General features: G+C 39.7%; 21 protein-coding genes. 9 read left to right on the forward strand and 12 right to left on the reverse strand.

What is annotated here, in order from left to right; genetic code table 11:
• Nucleotides 1-182: 182 nt before the first annotated feature.
• The 4 genes from rpmH (at nucleotide 183) to lepB (ending at nucleotide 2,379) form a co-directional block, all read left to right on the forward strand.
• Nucleotides 183-317 (forward strand): 50S ribosomal protein L34, encoded by a 135-nt coding sequence (rpmH, locus tag D3P96_RS00065; RefSeq protein WP_057744688.1) that lies wholly within the window; start codon nucleotides 183-185, stop codon nucleotides 315-317.
• Nucleotides 318-417: 100 nt separating this feature from the next.
• Entirely contained in the window at nucleotides 418-804 is a 387-nt protein-coding gene (rnpA, locus tag D3P96_RS00070) for a ribonuclease P protein component (protein ID WP_124942403.1), read from the forward strand.
• Between the two features lies 1 nt (nucleotide 805).
• Entirely contained in the window at nucleotides 806-1,642 is an 837-nt protein-coding gene (gene yidC / locus D3P96_RS00075) for a membrane protein insertase YidC (RefSeq protein ID WP_185696032.1), read from the forward strand.
• Between the two features lie 116 nt (nucleotides 1,643-1,758).
• The gene (lepB, locus tag D3P96_RS00080; protein WP_124942404.1) at nucleotides 1,759-2,379 is read left to right on the forward strand and encodes a signal peptidase I; all 621 of its coding nucleotides are present in this window, start codon (nucleotides 1,759-1,761) and stop codon (nucleotides 2,377-2,379) included.
• A 373-nt stretch (nucleotides 2,380-2,752) separates the two neighbouring features.
• On the opposite strand, the gene D3P96_RS00085 is transcribed toward lepB, so the two are convergent.
• The 5 genes from D3P96_RS00085 to D3P96_RS00105 are packed head-to-tail and all read right to left on the reverse strand — an operon-like array spanning nucleotide 2,753 to nucleotide 7,845.
• Nucleotides 2,753-3,439 carry an ABC transporter ATP-binding protein gene (locus D3P96_RS00085; protein WP_124942405.1) on the reverse strand — a complete coding sequence of 229 codons (687 nt, stop codon included), beginning with the start codon at nucleotides 3,437-3,439 and terminating at the stop codon, nucleotides 2,753-2,755.
• A gap of 1 nt (nucleotide 3,440) precedes the next feature.
• A complete protein-coding gene (locus D3P96_RS00090) occupies nucleotides 3,441-4,370 on the reverse strand; it encodes a FecCD family ABC transporter permease (RefSeq protein ID WP_124942406.1) in 930 nt (309 codons plus the stop codon).
• Nucleotides 4,371-4,385: 15 nt separating this feature from the next.
• Nucleotides 4,386-5,279, reverse strand: a complete 894-nt coding sequence (locus tag D3P96_RS00095; RefSeq protein WP_124942407.1) for an ABC transporter substrate-binding protein — start codon at nucleotides 5,277-5,279, stop codon at nucleotides 4,386-4,388.
• A gap of 1 nt (nucleotide 5,280) precedes the next feature.
• A complete protein-coding gene (locus D3P96_RS00100) occupies nucleotides 5,281-5,988 on the reverse strand; it encodes an NEAT domain-containing protein (RefSeq protein WP_124942408.1) in 708 nt (235 codons plus the stop codon).
• A gap of 12 nt (nucleotides 5,989-6,000) precedes the next feature.
• On the reverse strand, nucleotides 6,001-7,845 hold the full coding sequence (locus D3P96_RS00105) for a hypothetical protein (protein ID WP_124942409.1): 1,845 nt from the start codon (nucleotides 7,843-7,845) through the stop codon (nucleotides 6,001-6,003).
• Between the two features lie 230 nt (nucleotides 7,846-8,075).
• Here D3P96_RS00105 and D3P96_RS00110 point away from each other — a divergent pair, with 230 nt between their 5' ends.
• The gene (locus tag D3P96_RS00110) at nucleotides 8,076-8,744 is read left to right on the forward strand and encodes a potassium channel family protein (RefSeq protein WP_124942410.1); all 669 of its coding nucleotides are present in this window, start codon (nucleotides 8,076-8,078) and stop codon (nucleotides 8,742-8,744) included.
• A gap of 297 nt (nucleotides 8,745-9,041) precedes the next feature.
• On the forward strand, nucleotides 9,042-10,403 hold the full coding sequence (locus D3P96_RS00115) for an amino acid permease (protein WP_124942819.1): 1,362 nt from the start codon (nucleotides 9,042-9,044) through the stop codon (nucleotides 10,401-10,403).
• A gap of 46 nt (nucleotides 10,404-10,449) precedes the next feature.
• Here the strand turns inward: D3P96_RS00115 and D3P96_RS00120 are convergent, their stop codons facing one another.
• The 3 genes from D3P96_RS00120 to D3P96_RS00130 are packed head-to-tail and all read right to left on the reverse strand — an operon-like array spanning nucleotide 10,450 to nucleotide 13,752.
• Nucleotides 10,450-11,661, reverse strand: coding sequence for an MFS transporter (locus tag D3P96_RS00120; RefSeq protein WP_124942411.1), 1,212 nt, complete (start codon nucleotides 11,659-11,661; stop codon nucleotides 10,450-10,452).
• Nucleotides 11,645-12,661, reverse strand: a complete 1,017-nt coding sequence (locus tag D3P96_RS00125; protein WP_124942412.1) for a hypothetical protein — start codon at nucleotides 12,659-12,661, stop codon at nucleotides 11,645-11,647. Before D3P96_RS00125 ends, D3P96_RS00120 begins: the two co-directional genes overlap by 17 nt.
• 11 nt (nucleotides 12,662-12,672) lie before the next feature.
• Nucleotides 12,673-13,752, reverse strand: a complete 1,080-nt coding sequence (locus tag D3P96_RS00130; protein WP_124942413.1) for a HesA/MoeB/ThiF family protein — start codon at nucleotides 13,750-13,752, stop codon at nucleotides 12,673-12,675.
• Nucleotides 13,753-14,297: 545 nt separating this feature from the next.
• Here D3P96_RS00130 and D3P96_RS00135 point away from each other — a divergent pair.
• Nucleotides 14,298-15,131, forward strand: coding sequence for a helix-turn-helix domain-containing protein (locus tag D3P96_RS00135; RefSeq protein WP_124942414.1), 834 nt, complete (start codon nucleotides 14,298-14,300; stop codon nucleotides 15,129-15,131).
• Nucleotides 15,132-15,663: 532 nt separating this feature from the next.
• On the opposite strand, the gene rlmH is transcribed toward D3P96_RS00135, so the two are convergent.
• Nucleotides 15,664-16,143, reverse strand: coding sequence for a 23S rRNA (pseudouridine(1915)-N(3))-methyltransferase RlmH (gene rlmH / locus D3P96_RS00140; protein WP_124942415.1), 480 nt, complete (start codon nucleotides 16,141-16,143; stop codon nucleotides 15,664-15,666).
• A 730-nt stretch (nucleotides 16,144-16,873) separates the two neighbouring features.
• Between rlmH and D3P96_RS00145 the strand changes: the two genes are divergently transcribed.
• Nucleotides 16,874-18,217, forward strand: a complete 1,344-nt coding sequence (locus tag D3P96_RS00145) for a TrkH family potassium uptake protein (RefSeq protein WP_124942416.1) — start codon at nucleotides 16,874-16,876, stop codon at nucleotides 18,215-18,217.
• A 227-nt stretch (nucleotides 18,218-18,444) separates the two neighbouring features.
• On the opposite strand, the gene D3P96_RS00150 is transcribed toward D3P96_RS00145, so the two are convergent.
• Both D3P96_RS00150 and D3P96_RS00155 read right to left on the reverse strand, forming a co-directional pair.
• Nucleotides 18,445-19,128 carry a viroplasmin family protein gene (locus tag D3P96_RS00150; RefSeq protein ID WP_124942417.1) on the reverse strand — a complete coding sequence of 228 codons (684 nt, stop codon included), beginning with the start codon at nucleotides 19,126-19,128 and terminating at the stop codon, nucleotides 18,445-18,447.
• Nucleotides 19,129-19,186: 58 nt separating this feature from the next.
• Complete coding sequence (locus tag D3P96_RS00155; protein ID WP_124942418.1) at nucleotides 19,187-19,861, reverse strand: hypothetical protein; 675 nt, start codon at nucleotides 19,859-19,861, stop codon at nucleotides 19,187-19,189.
• 133 nt (nucleotides 19,862-19,994) lie between these two features.
• On the opposite strand from D3P96_RS00155, the gene D3P96_RS00160 reads away from it, so the two are divergent.
• Nucleotides 19,995-20,588 (forward strand): TVP38/TMEM64 family protein, encoded by a 594-nt coding sequence (locus tag D3P96_RS00160; protein ID WP_124942419.1) that lies wholly within the window; start codon nucleotides 19,995-19,997, stop codon nucleotides 20,586-20,588.
• Between the two features lie 93 nt (nucleotides 20,589-20,681).
• Here the strand turns inward: D3P96_RS00160 and ppk1 are convergent, their stop codons facing one another.
• Nucleotides 20,682-22,889, reverse strand: a complete 2,208-nt coding sequence (gene ppk1 / locus D3P96_RS00165; protein ID WP_124942420.1) for a polyphosphate kinase 1 — start codon at nucleotides 22,887-22,889, stop codon at nucleotides 20,682-20,684.
• Nucleotides 22,890-22,892: the final 3 nt, after the last annotated feature.

A 22,892-nucleotide genomic window follows, 5' to 3' on the forward strand; every position in this document is an offset into this window, starting at 1 on the left:
AAGTTTTTGAAGTCATACATTTGGTATAATAGATAGTAACGTTCCATTAGAAAGCTTTTTTGGCATGCAAAAGTTAGTTTTGCTTGAATTGTATTTCTACAAATGGTATTATGGTAAACGAATTGTGGTTTGGCCTCGCCAACCGCAGGCCAAATCTAACTACGAATGAGAGGTGTTTTCACATGAAGCGTACATATCAACCTAAGAAGCGCCATCGCTCACGTGTGCATGGTTTTCGTAAGCGCATGAGCACTAGCAACGGACGTAAGGTATTAGCCCGTCGCCGTCAAAAGGGCCGTAAGGCATTGTCAGCCTAAGTAGGTCATACCTTCTATAGGAATTACTGATGAATGATGCGCGTGATGCGGCCAGGAATGGTTGCATGGCGCGTTTTCTTTTTGTCTTAATGGAGAAAAAATGAGAAAAAGTTATCGAGTTAAATCAGAAGCTGACTTTCAAAAGGTTTTCGATCAGCATCACTCGGTCGCAAATAAAATGTTTATTGTTTACACGATGCAACGTGATCAACCCACCCACTTTCGTTTAGGAATTTCGATTTCTAAAAAAGTTGGGTTGCGTGGTCATGAGCGCGTTTGGGTAAAACGTCGGATTCGACAAAGTGTTTTAGAATTTAAACCACGCTTACGTCAGGATATGGATATTTTAGTCATTGCGCGTCCAAGTGCACACGATCAAGACATGGCGACCATTAAGAAAAATCTAGAGCACGTCTTTAATTTAGCGCATTTATTTGTTGATACAGATGAACAAACGTATGACGCTAGTTCAACGGAGAAGAATTAATATGAAAGATACCCTAAAGAAGTTTTTGTATATGCGTTCTTTCCCAGTCGCTATTATCGCGTTAATTATTATGGTAATTGCCGGTGTTACCTACAATGGACCAGTTGGTTCAGGGTCAGGATTATGGAGCGGAGTCATTGTTGGCGCTGTTTCACGTTCTATTTTAGGTGTGTCAGCATGGTTGGGGAATAATTATGGTTTAGGAATTATTGCCTTTACTATTTTGATTCGACTATTGATTTTGCCATTGATGGTACATCAAACCGAATCTACCATTAAGATGCAAGAAATTTCACCACAACTGCAAGCTTTGCAAAAGAAGTATAAGTCAAAGGATCAAGATTCTATGATGGCTATGCAAGCTGAGCAAAAAGCGTTGTATAAAGAAGCGGGTGTTAATCCGTTTGCAAGTTTTATTCCATTGATTGTGCAATTACCAATTTTGATGGCCCTATATTCAGCCATTCAAACGACTAAGGTTTTGCAACATGGAACATTCTTGTGGGTGCAATTGGGTGAACGTGATCCATACTTCATTTTGCCAATCTTGGCGGCTGTCTTCACATTCCTTTCTTCATATATTGTGATGATGGGACAACCAGAACGTAATACGATGACAACAACGATGACCTTCGCGATGCCAGTAATGATTTTCGTCTTCGCGATTAATGTGCCATCTGTATTGTCACTTTACTGGGTAGTTTCCAATGCGTTCCAAGTGGCTCAAACTTGGACATTGCAAAACCCAATTAAGTTACGTGAACAACGTGAAGCAAAGAAAGCTGCTGAAAAAGCACGTGAACGGGCCATTAAAAAGGCTAAGCGTTCGAAGAAATAAGCATTAAATCATTACGAAAAAGACTAGTTTTTTAAAAACTAGTCTTTTTTTTAAGGTCTAAAACAGTTGATAGGTCTAATATGTTAGAATGAAGTGATGTAAAGAAGGAGTCACATATGAAAATCATTAAAAGTATTTTATCTTGGATTATTCCGATTGCAGTTGGATTGTTGATTGCATGGGGAGTTACCCACTTTATCGTGAGTTTTGTTCGTGTAGATGGGACCTCTATGGCGCCTAACCTATCCAATAACGAACGAGTTGTTCAATTTGTGAATGGTAAGGTCCGACGTGGTAGCGTCATTGTTTTTGATGCTAAGGGTGAAGATCCTTCTGTAACTGAAAGCAAGAAGTACGTGAAGCGTGTTATTGGTGTTCCTGGTGACACTGTCAGTGCAACAGATGGTGTTGTTAAGGTTAATGGTAAGACAATTAACCAAGACTACATTTCTGAAAGCCAACAATATGCGACAAATAACCCTGGTCCGGTGAATATCGGTAACTGGAGTAATTTGAAGCAATTGGGGACGCGTATGGAATGGCAACAAGCTAAGACGGTTAAGGTCCCTAAGGGCAAGTACTTTGTGCTTGGTGATCACCGTTCTGTCTCAAATGATTCTCGTTACTGGGGCTTTGTGGACGGAAACAAAGTTTCAGGAGTGGTCAAGGTACCATTCTGGGATAATAGCGACAAGAAGGCTGCTATTAACGAACAGTGGAAACATTTTTTTGAATAATCGCTAATAAATAAGACCCACGGTGTCAAACCGCGGGTCTTTTTTTAGACACAGATTGTTTGTTTTTTTGTGGTTCGATCTAGTCAAAAGAAGTAGCAAATCATTTGACCATGTTCGAGGTGAACGCTTGGTCCAAAGAGATTGTCCAGATTAACGCGTTTTGGAATCAACCAAACGATCAGAACGGTGATGGGGATTCTAAGGAGCAGTTCTAATATTTTATTGTGTGTGGTGAAACTAGCAAGCAGCATATAGCAAATAAAAAAGGCGATTATCAAAATATCTAGTTTATACCGTCTCATGAATGCCATAGCTATGCCTCCAAAAAGTCTTTCCTTAATTATAAAAAAAAAACGCCAAACGGCGTCTTTTTTTATAGCTCAGGAACAATTAAACGTTGTCCGGCATGTTCCACAATTGAAAGTGGCAATTTAAAGGTCTCTGACAGTAAAGTTTCGTCCATTAATTCTGTGACACTACCTGTAATCAGTTGTTTATTGGCATCAATTAACCAAATATTTTGGCTGTTACTGAAAGCCTGCGTTAGGTCATGTAAAATCATGAGCACCGTAAAGCCACGTTGGGCCTGTAAGGTGGTTAACGCTTTTAGGAAGATTTGTTGATAGTACAAATCTAAATAGGTTGTGGGTTCGTCTAATAGCAATAAATCCGGCTCTTGATGTAAGACATACCCCAACCAAACTAATTGACGTTGACCACCGGAAAGCTTTTCAATGGGTCGATCTAACAATTGATTAAGTTGTAAGAGATCCAAGACCTCCCTATCAAGTGTGTCACGTTGAATGGTTAATAACTCACGTACAGTCAACGGTTCAAACAATTCATTTTTTTGCGCTAATAAGGCGATTTTATCGGGAATCCCAACAATCTCGCCACTTTGTGGTTTGATAGTTTGGGTAATGAGATTAAAGAGTGTTGATTTTCCGATGCCATTTGGGCCAATCAAACAAGTGATTTCATGATCAATCAATTCAGCACTCGCATCGTTGAAAATCGTTTTGTTGCCAATGGCGTAAGAAACGTGATTTAAGGTCAACATGTTAACGGCCTCCCTTAATTAATAACAAAATGAAGAGTGGTCCGCTGATAGCCAGCAAGACTGCACTAGCAGGTAGTTCAGTCGGTGCAACCACTGTTCGCGCAATGGTATCGGCATTCAACAACAAGAGACTGCCCCATAAACTCGTGGGGACGAAAAGCGCTTGTGCTTTTGCCTGTGGTGCCATTAAACGAGATATCTGGGGTAAGACTGCCCCTAAGAAGAAAATCACGCCTAATAGGCCGGTAACAGCACCAGACCAGAGTCCAACAATCGCTAAGACGAGGTAAAGGATGTGTGATTCAGGGACTTTAAGCAAACGTAATTGTTCTGAGGATAAGGCGAAATACTTAAGGCTTGGCCAAACGAGGATTAAGAGCATTAAACCAATGACGAGCATAACGAGTAATTGCCAAGTTTGTGACCAAGTTACGGTACTCAGTGAAGGCAGAGGCACCCCGAAGCCCGTTGTTGTTAATTGAGTCAGTGACTGGAACGTCATCGCCGTCGCAATTCCGACCAAGATGAGTTGCATTGTTGAGCGTTGTTTTGGAATACAAATGCGCCAAACGAGGAGCAACACCACGCCACAAATTCCAGAAATGACGACATTCGCATTGGTCAAAAATGGTAGCATGACGATGATACACAAGGTCATAAATTGTGATCCATTCATAATTCCCAGAATCGAGGCGTCGACTAAATGATTACGTAGGACAAGTTGAAGCAAAACCCCACTCATCCCAATCATTGCACCACCAACGACAGCGACAATAATGCGCGGAAAACGGTAGTTAATGGCAAGTTGCCAGGCATCAGCATGACCTTGTAGTAAGGCCATGAGTGATAAATGCGTGCTTCCTAACAGCAAAGCCGCCCCGATACTGACGATTAGGGCGGCTGCTAGGATGACATTGTATGCTTTATGCATAACGTGGTCCCCTTTTTAATTTTTTTCTGAATCAGCAAGCCAAGTTTGAATTTGCTTAAATGCCTTAGGCGCATTCATGTTGGCAGTCATGCTGAAGGTTGGTTCCTTAGCTTGGTAAACATGGTTTTCTTTGACGGCCTTAATGTTTTTCCAGCTATCAGACTTGAACTCAGTCTTGAAGCTATCAAACACACTTTGATCCATAGCGTGAGCCATGGTGATGATGACATCAGGTTGTTCCTTAGCAATTTGTTCCGTATTTGGTTGGACATAATCACTCTTAGAACTGCTTGTTGTGACCACTTTTCCACCAGCACGTTCAATCAAATCACCAACATAGCTGTACTTTGTTCCAGCTAAGAATGAACCACCAGGCATCCCCATCAAAAGCAATACCTTAGGGTGCTTCTTGGTTGAGGTATCCTTCAAATCAAGTTCATGCTTCATTTCTGCAGCCTTGATTGGCTTATTGTAGGCTTTACCGAGGCTGGTAATGCTGTTTTGCAAATCAGCGACGGTCTTGAAGTTCAAAATTTCAGTATGAATATTATCGCTTGATAACTTCTTTTGATAATCATCCACTAAAGCTTCGTCGACATAAACGGCATCAGGCTTTAGTGAGACAATCTTCTCAATGTTAGGTGACACGTGGTTACCCACTTGAGGTAAGTTCTTGTAGCGTTTTGGCACACTTTGCTTTTCACCAGGTGTGGCAACCCCAACAACCTGCTTAATGCCCAATTGATCAAAGACCTGGGTTTGTGCATTGGTTGTGGTAACAACACGCTTGTATGATTTTGCATCATCACTGGCATTGCTTTGGCTAAAGGCTAGCCATAACCAACCCCCAGCTAGAATGAGCAAAAGGACAAAACAAAGTGACAATAGACGAATTTGTTTTTTTGACATGCTATTTCTTCCTTGTGGTATACCAGATTGTACCAGCAGCAGCTAAGATACCGATTCCTAAGCCACCAGCAACGACGGCACCCACCTGCTTGAACATGTGGGACTTATCATCTGCGTTGTCGTCGCTTGAGCTAGAAGCATCTGGTTGACTAGATTTGCTTGACTGGCTTGATTTTTGTTCTGAAGAACTGCTGGCCTCACTACTTGCGGCAGAGCTTGAACTACTGCTGTCCGCTTGTGATGATGCTGATGAAGATTTCGCGGGCTCATCTTGCTTGATTGAACTGGCATCTAACTGCAAACCAACATTGTAAGTGTGGTGGTAGTTAATGTTGTTCACATCGACTTTAATGACCGCCGAGTGACGTTCACTTAAATCCTTTGTCTGATATGAGTAGGTAATTGTTTGTGAATCACCATTGTCCGCCTTGCTAACATTGGCTGGACCACCATCAATACTGAGGATTTGCACGGGATAATCCCCGAGCTTTTTACTAGTTGTCACGGTTGAAGTAATGGTATAAATCCCGTTACCGTCAGATGTGACGTTCGCCGAATGCGCGAAATATGAAGCGGCATATGACGTATCATTTGTACCATCTTTTAGCACAGCAAGAGGCACTGTTTGCGTATCCGCCTTCACAGAAATGGGTAATGCGAAGAGTGCAACCAATGCCAAAGCGATGCTGATGATTAATTTTTTATGCATTTAAGTAGCCACCTATCCTCTAAAGATATTCCAACCAAGGGTTGTACCGATATAACCTAAGACAGCAGAGATAATTCCACCGATTGAAAGGAAAGTCTTATTCATATCTGACTGTTCCTTGTCTTTGGCTTGGGCTGTGGCATCAGGATTTTTGATGTTATCAACGTTTTTGGCACCATTCTTCTTAGCATCAGCGGCCTTCTTTGCTGCAGCAATACTATTAGCACTGGCTGCATTCAAGTTTGAAGCTGATCCCATTGGGAAAGCGTTACCACCCATTGCGCTTGCGCCATCGGCTGAAGAACTATCACCACCGGCAGATGGTGTACCACTGAAGCCAGGTGTTAGACGAAGTGAGAATGGTTGTGACTCATGAATGACACCAGGAACGTCGACGTCCACATGCCCAGCAATGACTGACTCAAGTTCAGACTTAGGCAAAGTGACCGTGTAACCATTACCTGAACGACTAGCTGTCTGACCACCAAGAGTCATGTGTGTAATCATATTGGCTGAACTAGCACTATTGGCAAAGACAGTAATGGTGGCATTGTTTCCCTTGATTTCAACATGAGCAGCGTTAAGCATGTATGTAGCCATGACAGAACTCTCACTGGTTCCCTGCTTTAGGAATTGGGCAGAATAGTTGTAGTAACTGTTTTTGGCAACAGCAACACTACCGCCGGAAGATCCGTTGCTTTTGTTGGTACTTGTTGATGGAACTGGCTTTCCAATTGAACCTGAACCCGTATGCAATGAAGAAGAGTCTCCCTTGTGAACTCTGCGATTAGATAAAGTCAATGTGAATTCAGGGTTCTCAGTAAATTGCTTTCCTCTTATCCGAGTTGAAACACTAACTTTTCCAGCAAATGTGATGCTACTATTTTTTTGAATTTCTTTAGTACCGAAGTTAAAGTAAAAATCATTGCCAATTTTCTTAAAATAGCCACGACCATTTAACCGCATATCTTTAATCATATTTGCAGAGTCGGAACTATTTGCACTGATCACAATGTATTGATGTCCACCCTTATAATATAGTTTGGCCTTAGGTGACATATAGTTAGCCATGGTAGATTGTTGACCAGTAGTTTTGTTTTTGTAGTTGGCTGTGTAATCGACGATATCCAGTTTATTAGTGGGATTCCCAGACTTACGATCTTGTTCTCGTTCTTGCGCTCTTTTTTGAGCATCAGCTTTTCTTTGTTGTTCAGCACGACGTTTTTCAGCCTCTTGTCGCTTCTTTTCATCCTGCTTTTGTTGTTCAGCACGACGTTTTTCAGCTTCTTGTTCGGCCTTTTTTTGTTGGTCAGTCTTAGGCTTTTCAGGTTGTGGGGTTGGCTTAGGAGCTACAGCCTTTTTAATATTGCTTGTGTCTATTTTGATATCAACGGGTTGTTTTTCTTCGTGGGGCTTGTTTTTCGCGTCTTTATAGAGAACTTCAACATAGCCCTTTAGTACCTTGTTGATGGTATTGGATGGCATAACCACTTCAAAATTATTTCCTTTACGGACAGTATTTTTACCATTAATCGTAAATTTTTTAAGCATATCAGCTGACTCGCTATCATCAGCGGGTAAAGAAAGGGTTGCGTTGGCACCGTTGATGGTGATGGTTACCATCGGTTTCATGAACTGAGCCATGATTGAAGTCTCTTGTGTACCAGACTTGTGGTATGCCATTGGCGTGTTAGGGTAAACACCATTAGCATATGGTGCGCTTGGATTTACAGCTGCTGGTTGAGCGGCAACCGTTTCCGCTGAGATAGTTGATGTATTTTGGGGAATTGCGATTGCGAGTGTTGAACCTAAAACAGCACTTGAAAATAGCAAGAATAATTTATTTTTTCGTTTCATGGTTCGTTTTCTACTCCTTGTAACGTTCATTTCTAAAATTGAACATATTCATTAATTTGTCATTTATTATTATATGCCAAAAAAGACCAAAATAACAGTGATTTAAGGTGCAATTAAGGCAATGAAATATGTTTTTTGAATTGATTCTGGCAGGATTCGATTAATTTGCGTTTTTCAAACCAGGTTGGTGTTAAAATAAGATAACGTAAATGAAGGTTAAGGAGAAAGCTATGCAACAGACATATGCCATTATTGGCTTGGGACGTTTCGGAAGTTCGCTACTGGAAGCATTGATTAATGCCAATCAAGAAGTATTAGCGATTGATAAAGATCCTGAGCGAGTTGAGGACTACATGGAAGTCGCAACACACGCCGTGATTGCTGACGCGCAAGAAGAAGAAGCACTTGTTGAATTAGATTTGACGAGTTTTGATCACGTGGTGGTATGTATTGGGCACAATCAGCAGGCTTCAATTTTGACGACCATTCTGCTTAAGGATTTGGGCGTGCATAATGTCATCGCCAAAGCCGAAAACAAGTTGCATGCGCGTGTGCTTGATAAGGTTGGTGCTGATCAAGTTGTTCGACCCGAAACAGAAATGGCACAACGCTTGGCGGAACAGTTGATTTCACCAAACGTGTTGAGTTTCGTTGATTTAGGGGATGCAACGGCCTTTGCTGAAATTAAGGTGGCTAATTTGAAGTTCTCAAATCAAACCATTGCTGAATTAGATATTCAAGGAAAATATGGTTTGACAGTGGTTTCAATTAAGTCACAGGGCGATATTACGATATCCCCAGAAGTCGACACAACCGTACAAATCGGGGACATTATCACGGTTATCGGAAAGCATAGCGACGTCCAAAAGTTGGATGAGGCATTGGATAAGACAAAGTAAGCTGTATTGACTTTGTCATGTTTTGCTGATAATATAAATTTTTATTGTGAATAGTCAGTGAACAAAGCGGATTAGTCGGAATTTAATTTAAAGCAACAAGCAGAGAGCTCGGACGGTGGAAAAGAGCAAATTAAAGGACTAAGTGGAACTTTGGGAGATCAAGACAATAATCTCGGAATTAAGTTGCTCAACCTAGGTTGAGAAATAGGGTGGAACCGCGTTATTTAACGTCCCTATGTCAAATTCAAAATTTGGCATAGGGGCTTTTTTTGTCCTTATGCATACGGAGGTATTATGATGGAGCAACAAGAAGACAAGCGTGAGTTATCACGCGGCTTAACATCCCGCCACGTGCAGATGATTGCCATAGGTGGGGCAATTGGAACCGGACTGTTCTTAGGATCAGGAGAGGCGATTCGGACGGCGGGGCCAGCGCTAATTCTGGCGTATGCTGTAACTGGTTTCTTTGCCTACTTGATGATGCGAGCAGTCGGGGAACTACTATTATCAAATACAAAATTACGGTCATTCATTGACTTCGTGCGTGAGTATCTCGGGGAACGATGGGAATTCGCGATTGGATGGGCATATTGGTTGAGTTGGGCCAGTCTGGCGATGGCGGACTTAACCGCGACCGGAATATACATGCGGTTTTGGTTCCCGCAACTACCACAATGGGTGACGCCACTGATTGTGGTGGGAATCCTAATCCTGGCCAATCTGATTAACGTTGGATTGTTCGGAGAGCTCGAATCGGCCTTTGCCAGTGTGAAGATTTTCGCGATTCTGGCACTGATTGTGGTGGGGCTTTGGATGATTGCGACTGGTTTCAAAACACATGGCACCACGGCATCATTTAGTAACTTAGTCAATCACGGCGGATTCTTTGCAACTGGTTGGGGCGGATTCATCATGGCCTTTCCAATGGTTATTTTCGCTTTTACAGGAATTGAAATGGTGGGGCTAACAGCTGGTGAAACAAAGCACCCTGAAGTTGACCTACCAAAGGCCATTCACGCCGTGCCCGTCCGAATTGCGTTATTTTACGTTGGGTCAATGATTGTTATCATGTCAATCTTCCCATGGAACCAATTGAACCCAAGCCAATCACCATTTGTGCAAGTCTTTGCCGGAATTGGTTTGCCTGCAGCAGCGGACTTCGTTAACTTCGTTGTTTTGACTTCAGCGATGTCAGCAGCTAACTCAGCCATCTTCTCAACGTCACGAACTCTGTACATCTTGGGTGAGAACAAGCAAGCGCCAAAGATGTTTGCCAAGCTATCAAAGCAAGACGTTCCCGTGAACGGCATGCTGGCCTCAGCTGGAATTTTCTTGGCTGTGGTTATCTTGAATTTCTTCTTCCCATCTAAGATTTTCGTCTTAATTACGGGAGTTGCCACGATGAGCTTTATCTTTGTTTGGATCATTATTATGGTTACGCACATTAAGTACCGTAAGAGCAAGGATAGTGCTAAGTCATCATACAAAATGCCATTTTTCCCACTTTCAAGTTATGCCACGATCTTATTCTTCGTCGCTGTCTTGGTGGTCATGGTGTTCAACAAATCAACACAGATTTCTGTGATTGCAACAATTATCTACTTTGCTTTGATGCTCGTCGGTTATACCGTCTGGCAAAAGCGTAAAGCTAAAAATTAATAGTGAAAAACCGGAAGCTCCGTTGTGGGGCTTCCGGTTTTTTAATTTAGCTTATTTTAAAACTGCGTAATTCTTTGACAGAGAAAAAAACAACTGCAATGAAAATATATCCCAAACCAAACATAAACATAAATGCTTGCCATCCAACATATTTAGCGAAAAATCCAAATGCTAATGATCCGATTGATAAGGTAGAAATGCTGATGGTTGACTTAGCACTTAATACCTTACCGAGTTGTTCATGTGGAATTTTGGCTTGTAAAATTGGGGTTTGCACGACTTGATTTATACCGAGAAATACGAATGAAAAAATCCAAAGTAACAAAAAAACATATTTATTTGAGATAAATATAACTGGAATAAGTGTTACTCCAAAAATTAAGGCAGAAGACCAAAGGATTTTTCCAACTGGAATATACTTTAAGATTAAACTTGCAAATAGTGTACTCCCGATAAGTGTTCCGATTGAAGTAGCACCTAGTAGTATGCCATAAAATGCAGATCCACCGAAATTTCGACCAATAATTAAAGTATATACATTAAATCCACCAAAGAGAAAATTTGAAAAGGACATGCTTAATGTAAATGCTAGTAATGCATTGTTATGAAAAATCACCTTAAATCCTGAAAAAATATCTGGTTTGACTAATGCATTATTTTTGTCAGTAACTGTTGGTTTTATAACGTTATCATCGATTTTAGAGAAGAAGAAAATTGACGCAATAAAAGTTAAAACATCAACAAACATTAATGACATGGATGACATTATTGATAAAAGAATACCGGATATAGATGTAAATGCGTAATCAGTACCATTATATGCGAAAGACATGTAAATTCCTGTACGAGGTAAATCTTTCTTTTCGACTAATGATGGGATTAGGGCATCTTGAACGGTGTAAGTATTTGTTGCAGCAGTAGCAGCGATGAATACTCCAAGGAAGATTATTATAAGGGAAACTATTTCAAAATGATGGTGTAAATACATTCCAATAATAATAAAAAGTACGGCACTCAGCTGAATCAATTCGAGATAAATGAGGAGTTTCTTCTTGTTGGCACGATCAATAAATTGTCCAAATAGGAAAGAGAACATGTTCGGTAAGAAGATGAGGGCATTAAAAACACCGACTAAAACAGTACTGTGAGTTACTTCTAATATGTACCACGAAATAACTAAGAGGTATATAGAATCACCACAGTTTGAGATGAGTCGACCAATAAAGACATCTTTAAAATTTTTATATGTTGTTAACATTAATAGTACCTATTAAATTCTGATACATTGCTATAATATCTTTTTTAGTAATGCTGTGCATTGTTTGATCTATTGTAAGTGGGCTGATTTGTGTGTCTTGTGGTAAAAAACGTAAAGCATCTTTACCAAAATCGTAGCTGCTTTTGAATAGTTCAAGGAACATCAAGCATGAGTTTAAGCTTTTGGTGAACTGTCCATCAGACATGTTCTTAATATCATCGACTTTAAATAGTTGATGAAGGTTGATTTTTGGAACATTTTGGGAATCAATATTACCACCAATATGGACATCATTACCAAACATGATATGGAATGAGTAACCTAGATATTTATCATGATCTTTTAGATAAGTTTCTTGTAAAATACTTTCATCGGTCATTCCAATAATAAAGGAAAGTAAGTATGTCTCTAAATACTCCTTTAGGGTACTGATTGAAATAATAAAGTCAAAATTTATAAATTGATCATTTCGATGGAAGGATGACATTAAGTAATTGTCTTTTTGATCTATGGGGTTACTACTTAGAATCTTTGTGCCATCACTATTCACCAAACCATAGCGAATATCATTTTTTGCATTGGTTAGTAATCTTTGTATTTCAACCTTGCTAATATATTCATAGTCATAAAGCTCCATGATATTTGCGTGTTCAGACTGGATAAATCCTTCGTATTGAAACCTGGTTTCTTCATCCATGTCAATATATGAAACTTCATCTTTTAATCGTGTGAGTTCCTCTGTTACAAAATCTATGGGAATGTTAGATACAGATTTTTTGGAGATTCTAATTAGGTCAGCTGTTTTCTGAGAATCTAAATAGTACAACTCAATCGTTGCCGAATCTATGAAGGTTTTTGCACTTATGACAATACCATCGATATCTAAGCCTTCTTTTTTTAAATTTGCTTCAAGAGATCGAACAACACTATGTTCCCAAATATGCAAAAAGCTAACTTTGCGAGTTCCTCTGGGCAGCTGAATAAGTAACTCACTAATCATAATATTTCCTCCTAATGGACTACTTTAGCAATGTCATATTTGTTTTCTCCAACAATATAACTAAAATTGGCCAAATCTTGAACATTGTATAAGTCAATGTTTTGAATGATGTTGAACTCGAGTCGTTTAATTGAGGTTAAGTAGTACATTGCATATAGAGCGGAGAAACTTCCAGAAATTGTTGCAACAGGTGATACAATTGCGTTTTCTAAAGGCCAATCGTCAGATTCAGATATTGTTTTAGCTACGTAGCTTTCACTTTTGTCATGATCAATTATTTCCTTAAAAGAAATGCCACTTTCGTTAAATATTCCCTCAGTGACCACAGTGCTTGCATAGTTACCTAAAACCCAAGGGATTTTAGTTTTTTTGGTATATTCAGTAAAAAATTCGCTTACATTAGTGGGTTTATCTATGCAAGATATGACAAGATCGAAATCTGTTCCTAGATCTAGAATATCTTGTGCAGATTCTATCTGGGCTTCTTTAGAAGATACAGTAATGAAAGGATTAATGTCTAATAAATGTCGCATTAGAGTTGGTGCCTTTTTCTTTCCAACATCGGCATATGTAAACTCTTGTCTATTTAAGTTAGATAATTCAACATTATCGAAATCAGATAAGACAATGTTTCCAATTCCTAGTCTAGCAAGATTGACAGCGGCGTGACTTCCAGTCCCGCCACAACCGAGAACTAGGATTTTGGCATTTTTCAATTTTCGTTGAACATCCCAATAATTATAATAAAGTCCTTCTGTGTCTAACCATTCATAAAAATTTAGTGCACGGGAATAGTATTCAATTTCCTCTGAGCTAAAATCGGTGGCTTCGTTTTCAAAAATAATTCCTTGCTGTTGTAGGATATTCAATAAGTCTAATAGTTCAGTTTCGGATAGTTTGAAGGTTTCTTCAATGTCAGATAAACCATGTGTACCATCTAAGTATCTTAATAGTGTGTAAAATTCATGTGCGTCGTCTACGATGATATCTCTAGAAATATTTGCTTGCCACCCTCCGACTCGAATTCCGCTTGCATCTTCATTAATGAAGGGGGCTAACATAGGCTTTACTTTAGGTTTGACGTATTTCATAGATATAAATTCTCCTTTTTATGTATACAATGAGCAATCAACGGTGAATAAAAAATTTTGATTGCTCATTGTGTGGTTACTAGAGCTGCAATTAGTTACCACCTTCACCACGTGTCATTTTCTTTTCTTGAACTTCTTTAACTTCTTTGATCTTCATGATAAGTACCTCCTTTCACCAAATTAAAAATTGGCAGTCTTTGAAATAATGAAATAAGTTTTTTGAGGTGTCATTTAATAGGCATTTTTCGATGTGTTAAACGGCCGTCGCTTGCTTGTTTCTAATTAAATACTAACAATTCTTTTTTATATTTTATTTTTTGCTTCATTTTTGCACATTTTCTTATTAATAAGAGGTATAATAAGAGTGAAATTTGGTGATTTAGCCTGCGTGAACCCAAATTAGAATTGTTGTCATTAGACTTGGTATATAACCTTGCATCGCTGTATCCTCCTGTGTTTTACCTAAATTACATCGTAGTTAGAAGGTAACACCAAATGTCTTGGTTGAATGCAAATGTATCATAAGTGCACATGAAGGGATTATTATGAATTTTGGTGAATTAATTAGAAAAATTCGACTAGATAGGAATATTAAACAAATAGATTTGGTTACTGACAATATCTCAAGATCCACAATTTCGAGGATTGAAAATGGTACACAACAATCAAGTTTTGATAACGCAAGTATGTTAATTGCGAATCTTGGAATTAGCTTGTCTGACTTTGAACGGCTTTATCATCCTGAAACTAGTTTATATAAATTAGAGCTATTGTTTTCAACTTGGTCTGATACAACGGCTTCATTTACCTCAATCCAGGAAATCAAGCAACTTGCTTTAAAGGTATATGAGAAAACAAAAAACCCTACCGCTCAGGCAATGTTTGTCCTTTTTGATACATATGAAAATTATTATCATTCTGATTTCGATGAATTGAAGGAACGCGTTCGTCCGATTTGGGACTATTTCGAGAAAATAGATACTTGGACGGAGTTAGATTTGTACATAGTGAATGGAATTCTTTATTACTTTGATATTGATACAGTTGATAATATTGTTGTACGAGCACTAAACATGATTGATGAAAATTATCCTGAACTTCAACGTCTTAAAAATTCGTTTTTGATAAACTATAGTTATTTATTAATGCTAAATAAAAAAGCTGATGTAGCTAGACACTATTTAAATCTTGCAATTGAACAGTCTAAAAATACTTCTAGGTATGATTTGCTATTGTTATGTCGAATTCGTTTGGCAGTAATTGATGGAGATACTAAACAAGTACACGTTAATTTAAATTTGTTAAAGAGCATCGGAGCCGATGAAATGGCCAAGGGGGCTATGGATGAGATAGAGGAATTTAAAGTGGCAGTTGAATAGGTGTATGTATTGGTGATTTAAATAGATGGAATCATTGATATCAGTCGAGTCTAAAAATCCGTCAAGGATAAAAATGTTGTTTTTAAGGCTAAGAGCAATAATTTTTCATTAGGTAAATAATATGGAATCGAAAAACTGGCTTTAATCTATACGAAACTTCATATAAAGGGATTAATGATTCTAGAAATGGAATGAAATTTTTGATTTTACCTAATTGAAATTGTCAATTATCTGGTGTAATCGGTTATTTCGATGCACAGGTGATTAATGGTATTCGTACTGTTTGCCACATTACATGGAAAGGTGCACCGTTTTCTACAAAAATTAAGCAACTTAGAGCAGATGATAATTACATATAGCGCAATAACTCTATTGGTTGTAATGCAGAAAATTGTAATCATCAGTTCGTTGGCACAGGGGATTTATATAGTTTTACTGATTCGGTTGTTAAATATTGACTGTAAATTAAGAATATGACGCTCTAATCGTTCAAAAAAATCCACAACTGCATTTATAGCAGCTGTGGATTTTTTTACTTATGATAGGGTGATCCTTCATTAATCATGAAGGCACGATAAATTTGTTCAGTCAGTACCAAACGCATCAACTGGTGCGGAAGTGTGAAACGCCCAAAACTAATTTGCGTGTTCGCACGCTTCAAGACAGCGGGGGCTAGTCCAAGTGACCCACCGATGACAAATGTGATGTCAGAGGTCCCATGAACGGCCAAATCGGCGATTTCAGCAGCAAGGCCTTCACTCGTACGTTCCTTACCGAGAATGGCTAAGGCAAAGACATACTCGCGATCCTTGATTTTGCTCAAGATACGTTCCCCTTCTTTTTCCATAACTTGATCCATTTGTGCCTGCGACAATTGTTCGGGCGCTTTTTCGTCTGGAACTTCTACGATTTCAAATTTTCCGAACTTTTGTAAGCGTTTGGCGTATTCATCGATACCCGCTTTCAAATATTTCTCTTTTAACTTTCCAACGCATACAATTTTAATATTCATGTAGGACCTCGTCTTATAAAAATTTTTATACTTTTTTTGCTTTGTTAATAAATGTGGATAACTTGTTAATAATTGTGATTTAAACACTTTTTCCACACGAACAAACGATTGTCATAAAGTGCAATAAATGTTTATATGTCAACGTTTATCGCGTTCGCCTGTGTGTATCTAAATGAGTTATGCACAATTGTTTTGAATTCTGTGGATAAACGGGTGAAAAGTGATTAAATACGTACTTATAGCTTACCATAATTTAAAGAGTTGCCAACAATTTTGCCACTTATTAACAGTTATCCACAGCATAAATTTGCTAGGCAGAAGCTAACACCAAAAATGGATCATCATTCTTCAGTGAACGTTCGGTTATCGTTGTTTAAAACAGAAATGCATTATGAAAAATGACATACAATCAACCTAAATCCGAACATACATCGTTATTTTTCTAAGAAAATAGATTTATACACAAATTATGTTAGTTTTAAGCTAATCAATAGAATTCAAAGCTGATACTGCGGGCATTTTGCAAAGTACAAGAGTTTTCTACGACTTATCCACAGCTGAATTATCCCCATCTTTGAACGGGTCTGGGGTATAACTCGGCTATTTATCAACAAGATTTCCACAGGGTAAACCACAAGAATTTACTTTTCCACAAGTTTTCCCCAAATCGTGTGTATAACTTTGGGAAAACTTCGGTATAATGAATGAGGAAGTAGGGAGTAACTTAACCATGAAAAAATTTATTGATAAACTTGCACCACCTCAAATTCTAACATTCGGATTTTTGGTCATTATTGCCACTGGGGCACTCTTACTGATGACGCCAATGGCTCACAAACAGGGTGTGAGCGTGTCATTTATTGATGCTTTGTTCACCGCTGTGTCAGCGACAGCCATCACCGGACTGACAACCCTGAACACCGCCCATACTTGGTCCTATTTCGGCCAAATCGTGATTCTGGTCATGATTGAAGTGGGGGCGCTAGGGTTCATGACCTTCACCGTGCTCTTGCTGACCATCACGCGTCAAAAAATTGATTTAAAAGCGCGCTTGCTCATGCAAGATGCCTTGAACCTACGAAACTTAGCTGATGTTAAAGTTATGCTGACGTATGTGTTCTCGCTATCTGCAATTATTCAAATCGTCGGAGCTGTGCTCCTCTCTTTTGACTTTATTCCAAGGTTTGGGGTGGGGAAAGGGATTTATTTTAGTATTGCGCACTCAATTTCCGCATTTGGAAATGCGGGGTTCACATTCTTCGCGCAACCAGTATCCATGTTCAAAAATGATCCGTACGTTCTAATTGTATGGATGTTGTTGATTCTAGCTGGATCGCTGGGATTCTTAGTTTGGCGTGACCTCTTATCATACGGAAAGCATCACCGCCGTTTGAGTTTGCATACACGGCTTTCTTTGGTCACCTCAGGCTGGTTGATTCTGTTCGGATTTATTGGATTTATGATTACAGAACGGTGTTTGAGCCATTTGACAGGCGTTAATCTGGGTAATCGTATTCTGGATACCTTGTTCCTATCAATCGTGCCACGTACGGCCGGATTTGAAGTTATTCCAATGTCGACAATCTCGACGGGTGGATTGATTATCTTGATGATTCTTATGTTCATTGGTGGAACGCCTGGATCAACATCTGGTGGAATTAAGACGACCACTTTGGGAATTCTATGGTTGCAATCAGTTGCAACATTGCGTGGTGAAGACCATGTGAACTTCCGTGATCGTCAAATTAGCCAAAAGAACGTGATTAAAGCGTTGATGTTAGCCGTTGTCTCAATCGGTTTCGTGTTGTTAGCTTCATTAGTTTTGACGCAAACGGAAACGATTCCACACGGGTTTGGGATTGAGTACATTACCTTTGAAGTGATTGCCGCGTTCTCAACGGCAGGATTCTCACTCGGCCTCACACCACACTTAACGCTCTTTGGTAAAATTATTATCATGTTCGTTATGTTTATCGGTCGTGTTGGAATTTATACGGTCATGTTCTCAGTTTTGAACATTCACCAACAACCTATGCATCACGAATATCCAACTGAAGAAATTATGATTGGTTAAAAAAATACGATTAGACCCCGGTCCATTGCGATCGGGGCCTTTTTTTGCACCATCATGATCTGCATTTCACAAGCGATAGCGCCCAAAAGTTAAGCTCGCTTAGTTTTTTGTTCGCCTCTTAAAAAGTCGAACAAACATCACGGGATATCCGCCAAGACACCTGTATGTTTATTCACAATCTATTCAAAATAAAAAGTCCCGCCTAAAGACGGGACTGTATTGCAAGTTTAGAGGGCATCCATAGCATCGTTTAGTAATTGGTCCACCAGGATGTTACCCTGACTGGTAGCATGGCCTTTTACCCAGATAAACGCTAAACGATCACCTAGTTGTTGGACCAATTCGTAAATTTGTTGCCAAGCCGTTAAATTGGCAATTTCGCCGCTTTGTTTCTTCCAACCGCTGGCTTGCCAGTTGTACATCCAGTTGGTAACCCCATCTAAGACGTACTTTGAGTCACTGACAATCGTGACGGGTGTTTCGGTTCTTTGCGCTTGTAAGAGGGCATTAATTAAGGCGAGTAGTTCCATTTCGTTGTTGGTACGTCCAAAATAGCCTTTTGCATCTGTATAGACAGCGTTCTTTAAATCAGCGCCGGCATAGATGGCAATTGCCCACGCCGCTTTATCGGTGTCTTTAACATGACCACCAGCATGATTACCGGTATTACGGTTACCACCATCGGTGAAAATGTAGAAACGGCTGGGATCTGCTTTGAAAGCACCATCGTAGGCTGTATCATATTGCCGATTAGTCTGACGTTGGGCGTCTAGCCAGGCTTGTGCTTCTTGCTTAGTCGCAAAGCCTTTAAACTTTGGGGCAGGTTTTGTTTGGGTGAGGGGTTGAACCTTGGACCAAGGTTCAGTGTAAAGCCCTTCATTTTTATTTCCATAAATCGCATATGTTTTCATGTGTCACTCCTTTAAGCAATAAAAAAGAATCCATCGTTAAACGGATTCAACAACTTGATTACAATTCTTTGCGGTGGACAAGATGTGGGATTAACCACTTATCGGCACGTGAAATCACAAAGCCTTGGCAGAAGAATGAGAACAACGTTCCAATGTTAATGGCCACCAACTTATGCGTGAAGAGCCAAATTAACAATGAAATGGTCATTGGGACAGCGAAATTAATCGTTTGTGCCACAACAACATTGCCATGGAAGTACTTGAAACGGGTCACGTTGGTTAAATCATCTAGTGGATGAAGGAACTTTGCCAAACGTTGTGTAATTGAGATACCCATTCCAATCATTGTGATACCCACGATATCAAGGATCAAGCGAGGCCAATAGTGTAGGTGTCCAATGCCCATATACTTGAATCCGGCTGCAGTTGCACCAATCACCACACTGAAGATGAAGACAAAGGCCAAATTTCTAAAGAAACGCCCTGCATCAAAATCATGTAGAATAAAGATAACAGCAACGGCAGCGATGAAGCCAAAGCCAAACAAAAAGATGTCGATGGGTAAATTGGTGACGTTCGCTAAATTGGCAGCGGCTGCGGTCCATGGAGCTGACCCCATGTTTGTAGCAACGGTTAGTCCGTTTCCAATCGCGTTTAATAGTAGACCGGCCAATAAGAATGTAATACTTTGAATACTTGTTAATTCTACGGTTTTACCGTCTTCATTGTACATATATCATTTCTCCTAGTCCTTATATTCTAACAAATATATGCCAATATGTTAGGTCTAATTTCACAAAGTATGTTCTTTTATGATTATTTAAAGCTTAAATGATGATACTCAAATAAACAATGGAGGCGAGTGGATGACCTTAAAAACAAAGCGTAAAATTGTTAATTATATTTCATATGCTGGGTTGATCATCATGGTCATTCTTGCCATTTGGCTCTACCGTATTGGTGCTTTCACGGATCCAAAGGTATTGAGACATTTGGTAGAAAGTTGTGGTATCTGGGCACCCATTGTCTTTGTGATCATTCAAATCATTCAAGTGGTGATTCCCATTATTCCTGGAGGGATTTCACTAGCAGCAGGGGTTGTGATTTTTGGCCCGCTTTGGGGCTTTGTCTATAACTATGTCGGGATTGTAGTCGGCTCATTGATGCTATTTGGATTAGGCCGACGCTATGGTCATAAAATCATTGATATTTTTGTGAATGAAAAGACCCTTGATAAGTATATGGATAAACTTGATGGTAAGGGCTGGCACATTACCTTTTCCCTACTTATCTTAGCGCCTGCGGCCCCTGACGATGCCCTGGTACTACTAACGAGTCTCACGAAGATGAGTTGGCGTGAGTTTACGTTAATCATCTTACTATGTAAGCCAGCGACGATTATTGCCTACAGTGCAGCCCTGGTTTATGGTGCAGACTGGCTTACCAAATTTTTATCATAACATAGCTATAAAAAAGCCCACATGTCCATGGACATGTGGGTTTTTAAGTGCGCAAATTTTGCAAAAGAAACCGGTAGAGCCGGCTCGTTTAATTTATTTGAAAATAAGCAATAGGATCAAGAGTAGAACTAGCACAGCTAGGACAATGTTTAAAATGCGAGCATGCTGTAGTTGTTCAGTTACCGATGTGTGTGACACAGCAGCTGACATTGTTTCACGTGGAACAGGGGCATTCACAGGTGAATGTTCATCAGTAATCTCACGAATAAACGTTTGTTGTGCGGATTTACCACTTGGAACATCGTGCTTGAAGTAACGACCATCAAGGTTCAAGAAGGATCCGTCGACGTCGTCTTGGCTATAAATTTCAATGATGTTCAACAATTGTTGGCGAATTGTGGTGTCCAAAATTGGTGCCGCTAATTCTACACGGTTATCCATGTTGCGCGTCATTAAATCGGCTGACGAAATCCACAAACTTGGCTCTTCATCTGAGAAGAAGGCATAGATGCGGTTATGCTCAAGCAATTCTCCAATAATACTTGTAACGGTAATATCTTCCTTATCCCCACAAACACCAAGTTTCAAACAACAAGCTCCACGAACAATGATGCGGAATGGCACACCGACTTTAGCAGCGTCGTAAATCGCTTCAATCACTTCTTGATCGGTTAAGGCATTTGTCTTTAAGAAGACGTGTCCTTGACCAGTAGCTTGGTAACGTTCTGTAACATGTTTAATGTTTTGGATCACCATATCTTCAATGCGGTGAGGGGATGCCGCCACTGTTTCGTAATGAGGTGGTTGGGCATCATCTGTTTCAAGATAATTGAAGAATCGTGCTAGATCTTTGACATAGGCGGGGTTACTTGAGAAGAGGTTCAAATCAACGAATTGACCAGCCGTCTTTTCATTATAGTTACCCGTACCAATGTGTACGTAACCCGTAGGATGCTCACTATCATTCTTCAAAACTAAACACGTTTTACTGTGAACCTTCATGTGTTCCTTACCGAAGTAGACGAAACATCCAGCATCTTCTAGTTCTTCAACGATGTCGAGGTTATGTTCTTCGTCAAAACGGGCACGTAGCTCAACAATGACTGAAACGTGGATTCCCTTTGCCGCTGCTTCCTTCAATAATTCAACAACCTTTGAATTATCTGCAACACGATAAATCGTTTGCTTAATGGTTACGGTATGCGGATCATTCACGGCCTCTTGAAGGAAAGTTAGGAATTGATCGAAGTGATCATAAGGGTACTGTAAGAGTAAGTCGTGATGATTGAGGTAATCAAGCATAGGCTTATTTTGCGTCCATTCACGTCCCGTAAATGGGGCGTAAGTTAATTCAGGATGCTTTTTTCCATAAATCTTGGCGAATTGGAACAAGAACGTCAAATCAAGTGGCCCGGGAATGTTGTAAATCCCAGTCTCACGAACGTGCGTGAGTTTTACCAATTGTTGGAACAAGTGGTCTTGTGGACTCGATTCATGCGCTTCGATTTCAATTCGGGTAGTATTACCACGTTCACGGGCTGCCAAATAACGTTCCATGTTCGCAATGGTGCCTTCAGAATTTTCATCATCCATATCAATTTCCATGTCGACATCTTTATCACGTGTAATACGGAAGGTTAATGCTTCGGTGACTTCATGGTCTGGGAAAATTTCTGCAAAGTTATGGCGAATGAGATCTTCAATGAGAATAAACTGGTCAAGTTCAGTATGTTGGAGACGAACTAAACGGCTGAGCTTTGGTGGAATCGGGATCAAACGAATTGCATTGAGATCTGTATCAGCTAAATGGACACCAATAATTAATGTACCATCTTTAATTTCAGGACGACTATGCAATTTATCATAGGTAACCACATTTAAGAACGGCAAGATACGTTGGTGGAAGTAGTGATTAGCATCAGCTTGCTCCTCATCGCTTAATTGATCATAAGGATTTAAACTAAATAATTTATGCTCATTAAAAATGGACAGAATTTGATACAAACTATCATACTGCTGTGAAATATTTTTACTATTACGGACGTGGATTTGCGTCAACAATTCTTGTGGGGTCAGACCCGACTTTGGATCAATCCCATCACGGCCTAAGCTAATTTGGTCTTCAATGCTGGGGATGCGGACGTTATAGAACTCATCCAAATTATTTGATCCGATTGCTAGAAAGTTCAACCGTTCGAGCAATGGTGTATCGGGATTTGTCGATAAATTAATCACTCGACGATTGAAAAGTAACCAACTCAAATCTCGATTGTAGAATTGGCCTGCATAAATATCTTTCATAAT

This window comes from Weissella viridescens, from assembly GCF_003862435.1.
Taxonomy (GTDB): Bacteria; Bacillota; Bacilli; order Lactobacillales; family Lactobacillaceae; genus Weissella; species Weissella viridescens_A.

Bases quoted from the DNA above. Each gene is read 5' to 3' on its own strand.
- yidC (WP_185696032.1), top strand. From the start codon at position 806: ATGAAAGATACCCTAAAGAAGTTTTTGTATATGCGTTCTTTCCCAGTC.
- D3P96_RS00160 (WP_124942419.1), top strand. From the start codon at position 19,995: ATGACCTTAAAAACAAAGCGTAAAATTGTTAATTATATTTCATATGCT.
- D3P96_RS00110 (WP_124942410.1), top strand. From the start codon at position 8,076: ATGCAACAGACATATGCCATTATTGGCTTGGGACGTTTCGGAAGTTCG.
- D3P96_RS00090 (WP_124942406.1), bottom strand. From the start codon at position 4,370: ATGCATAAAGCATACAATGTCATCCTAGCAGCCGCCCTAATCGTCAGT.
- lepB (WP_124942404.1), top strand. From the start codon at position 1,759: ATGAAAATCATTAAAAGTATTTTATCTTGGATTATTCCGATTGCAGTT.
- D3P96_RS00115 (WP_124942819.1), top strand. From the start codon at position 9,042: ATGGAGCAACAAGAAGACAAGCGTGAGTTATCACGCGGCTTAACATCC.
- rnpA (WP_124942403.1), top strand. From the start codon at position 418: ATGAGAAAAAGTTATCGAGTTAAATCAGAAGCTGACTTTCAAAAGGTT.
- D3P96_RS00130 (WP_124942413.1), bottom strand. From the start codon at position 13,752: ATGAAATACGTCAAACCTAAAGTAAAGCCTATGTTAGCCCCCTTCATT.
- D3P96_RS00155 (WP_124942418.1), bottom strand. From the start codon at position 19,861: ATGTACAATGAAGACGGTAAAACCGTAGAATTAACAAGTATTCAAAGT.
- D3P96_RS00085 (WP_124942405.1), bottom strand. From the start codon at position 3,439: ATGTTGACCTTAAATCACGTTTCTTACGCCATTGGCAACAAAACGATT.
- D3P96_RS00100 (WP_124942408.1), bottom strand. From the start codon at position 5,988: ATGCATAAAAAATTAATCATCAGCATCGCTTTGGCATTGGTTGCACTC.
- D3P96_RS00145 (WP_124942416.1), top strand. From the start codon at position 16,874: ATGAAAAAATTTATTGATAAACTTGCACCACCTCAAATTCTAACATTC.
- D3P96_RS00125 (WP_124942412.1), bottom strand. From the start codon at position 12,661: ATGATTAGTGAGTTACTTATTCAGCTGCCCAGAGGAACTCGCAAAGTT.
- D3P96_RS00120 (WP_124942411.1), bottom strand. From the start codon at position 11,661: ATGTTAACAACATATAAAAATTTTAAAGATGTCTTTATTGGTCGACTC.
- D3P96_RS00135 (WP_124942414.1), top strand. From the start codon at position 14,298: ATGAATTTTGGTGAATTAATTAGAAAAATTCGACTAGATAGGAATATT.
- rpmH (WP_057744688.1), top strand. From the start codon at position 183: ATGAAGCGTACATATCAACCTAAGAAGCGCCATCGCTCACGTGTGCAT.
- D3P96_RS00150 (WP_124942417.1), bottom strand. From the start codon at position 19,128: ATGAAAACATATGCGATTTATGGAAATAAAAATGAAGGGCTTTACACT.
- rlmH (WP_124942415.1), bottom strand. From the start codon at position 16,143: ATGAATATTAAAATTGTATGCGTTGGAAAGTTAAAAGAGAAATATTTG.
- D3P96_RS00095 (WP_124942407.1), bottom strand. From the start codon at position 5,279: ATGTCAAAAAAACAAATTCGTCTATTGTCACTTTGTTTTGTCCTTTTG.
- D3P96_RS00105 (WP_124942409.1), bottom strand. From the start codon at position 7,845: ATGAAACGAAAAAATAAATTATTCTTGCTATTTTCAAGTGCTGTTTTA.
- ppk1 (WP_124942420.1), bottom strand. From the start codon at position 22,889: ATGAAAGATATTTATGCAGGCCAATTCTACAATCGAGATTTGAGTTGG.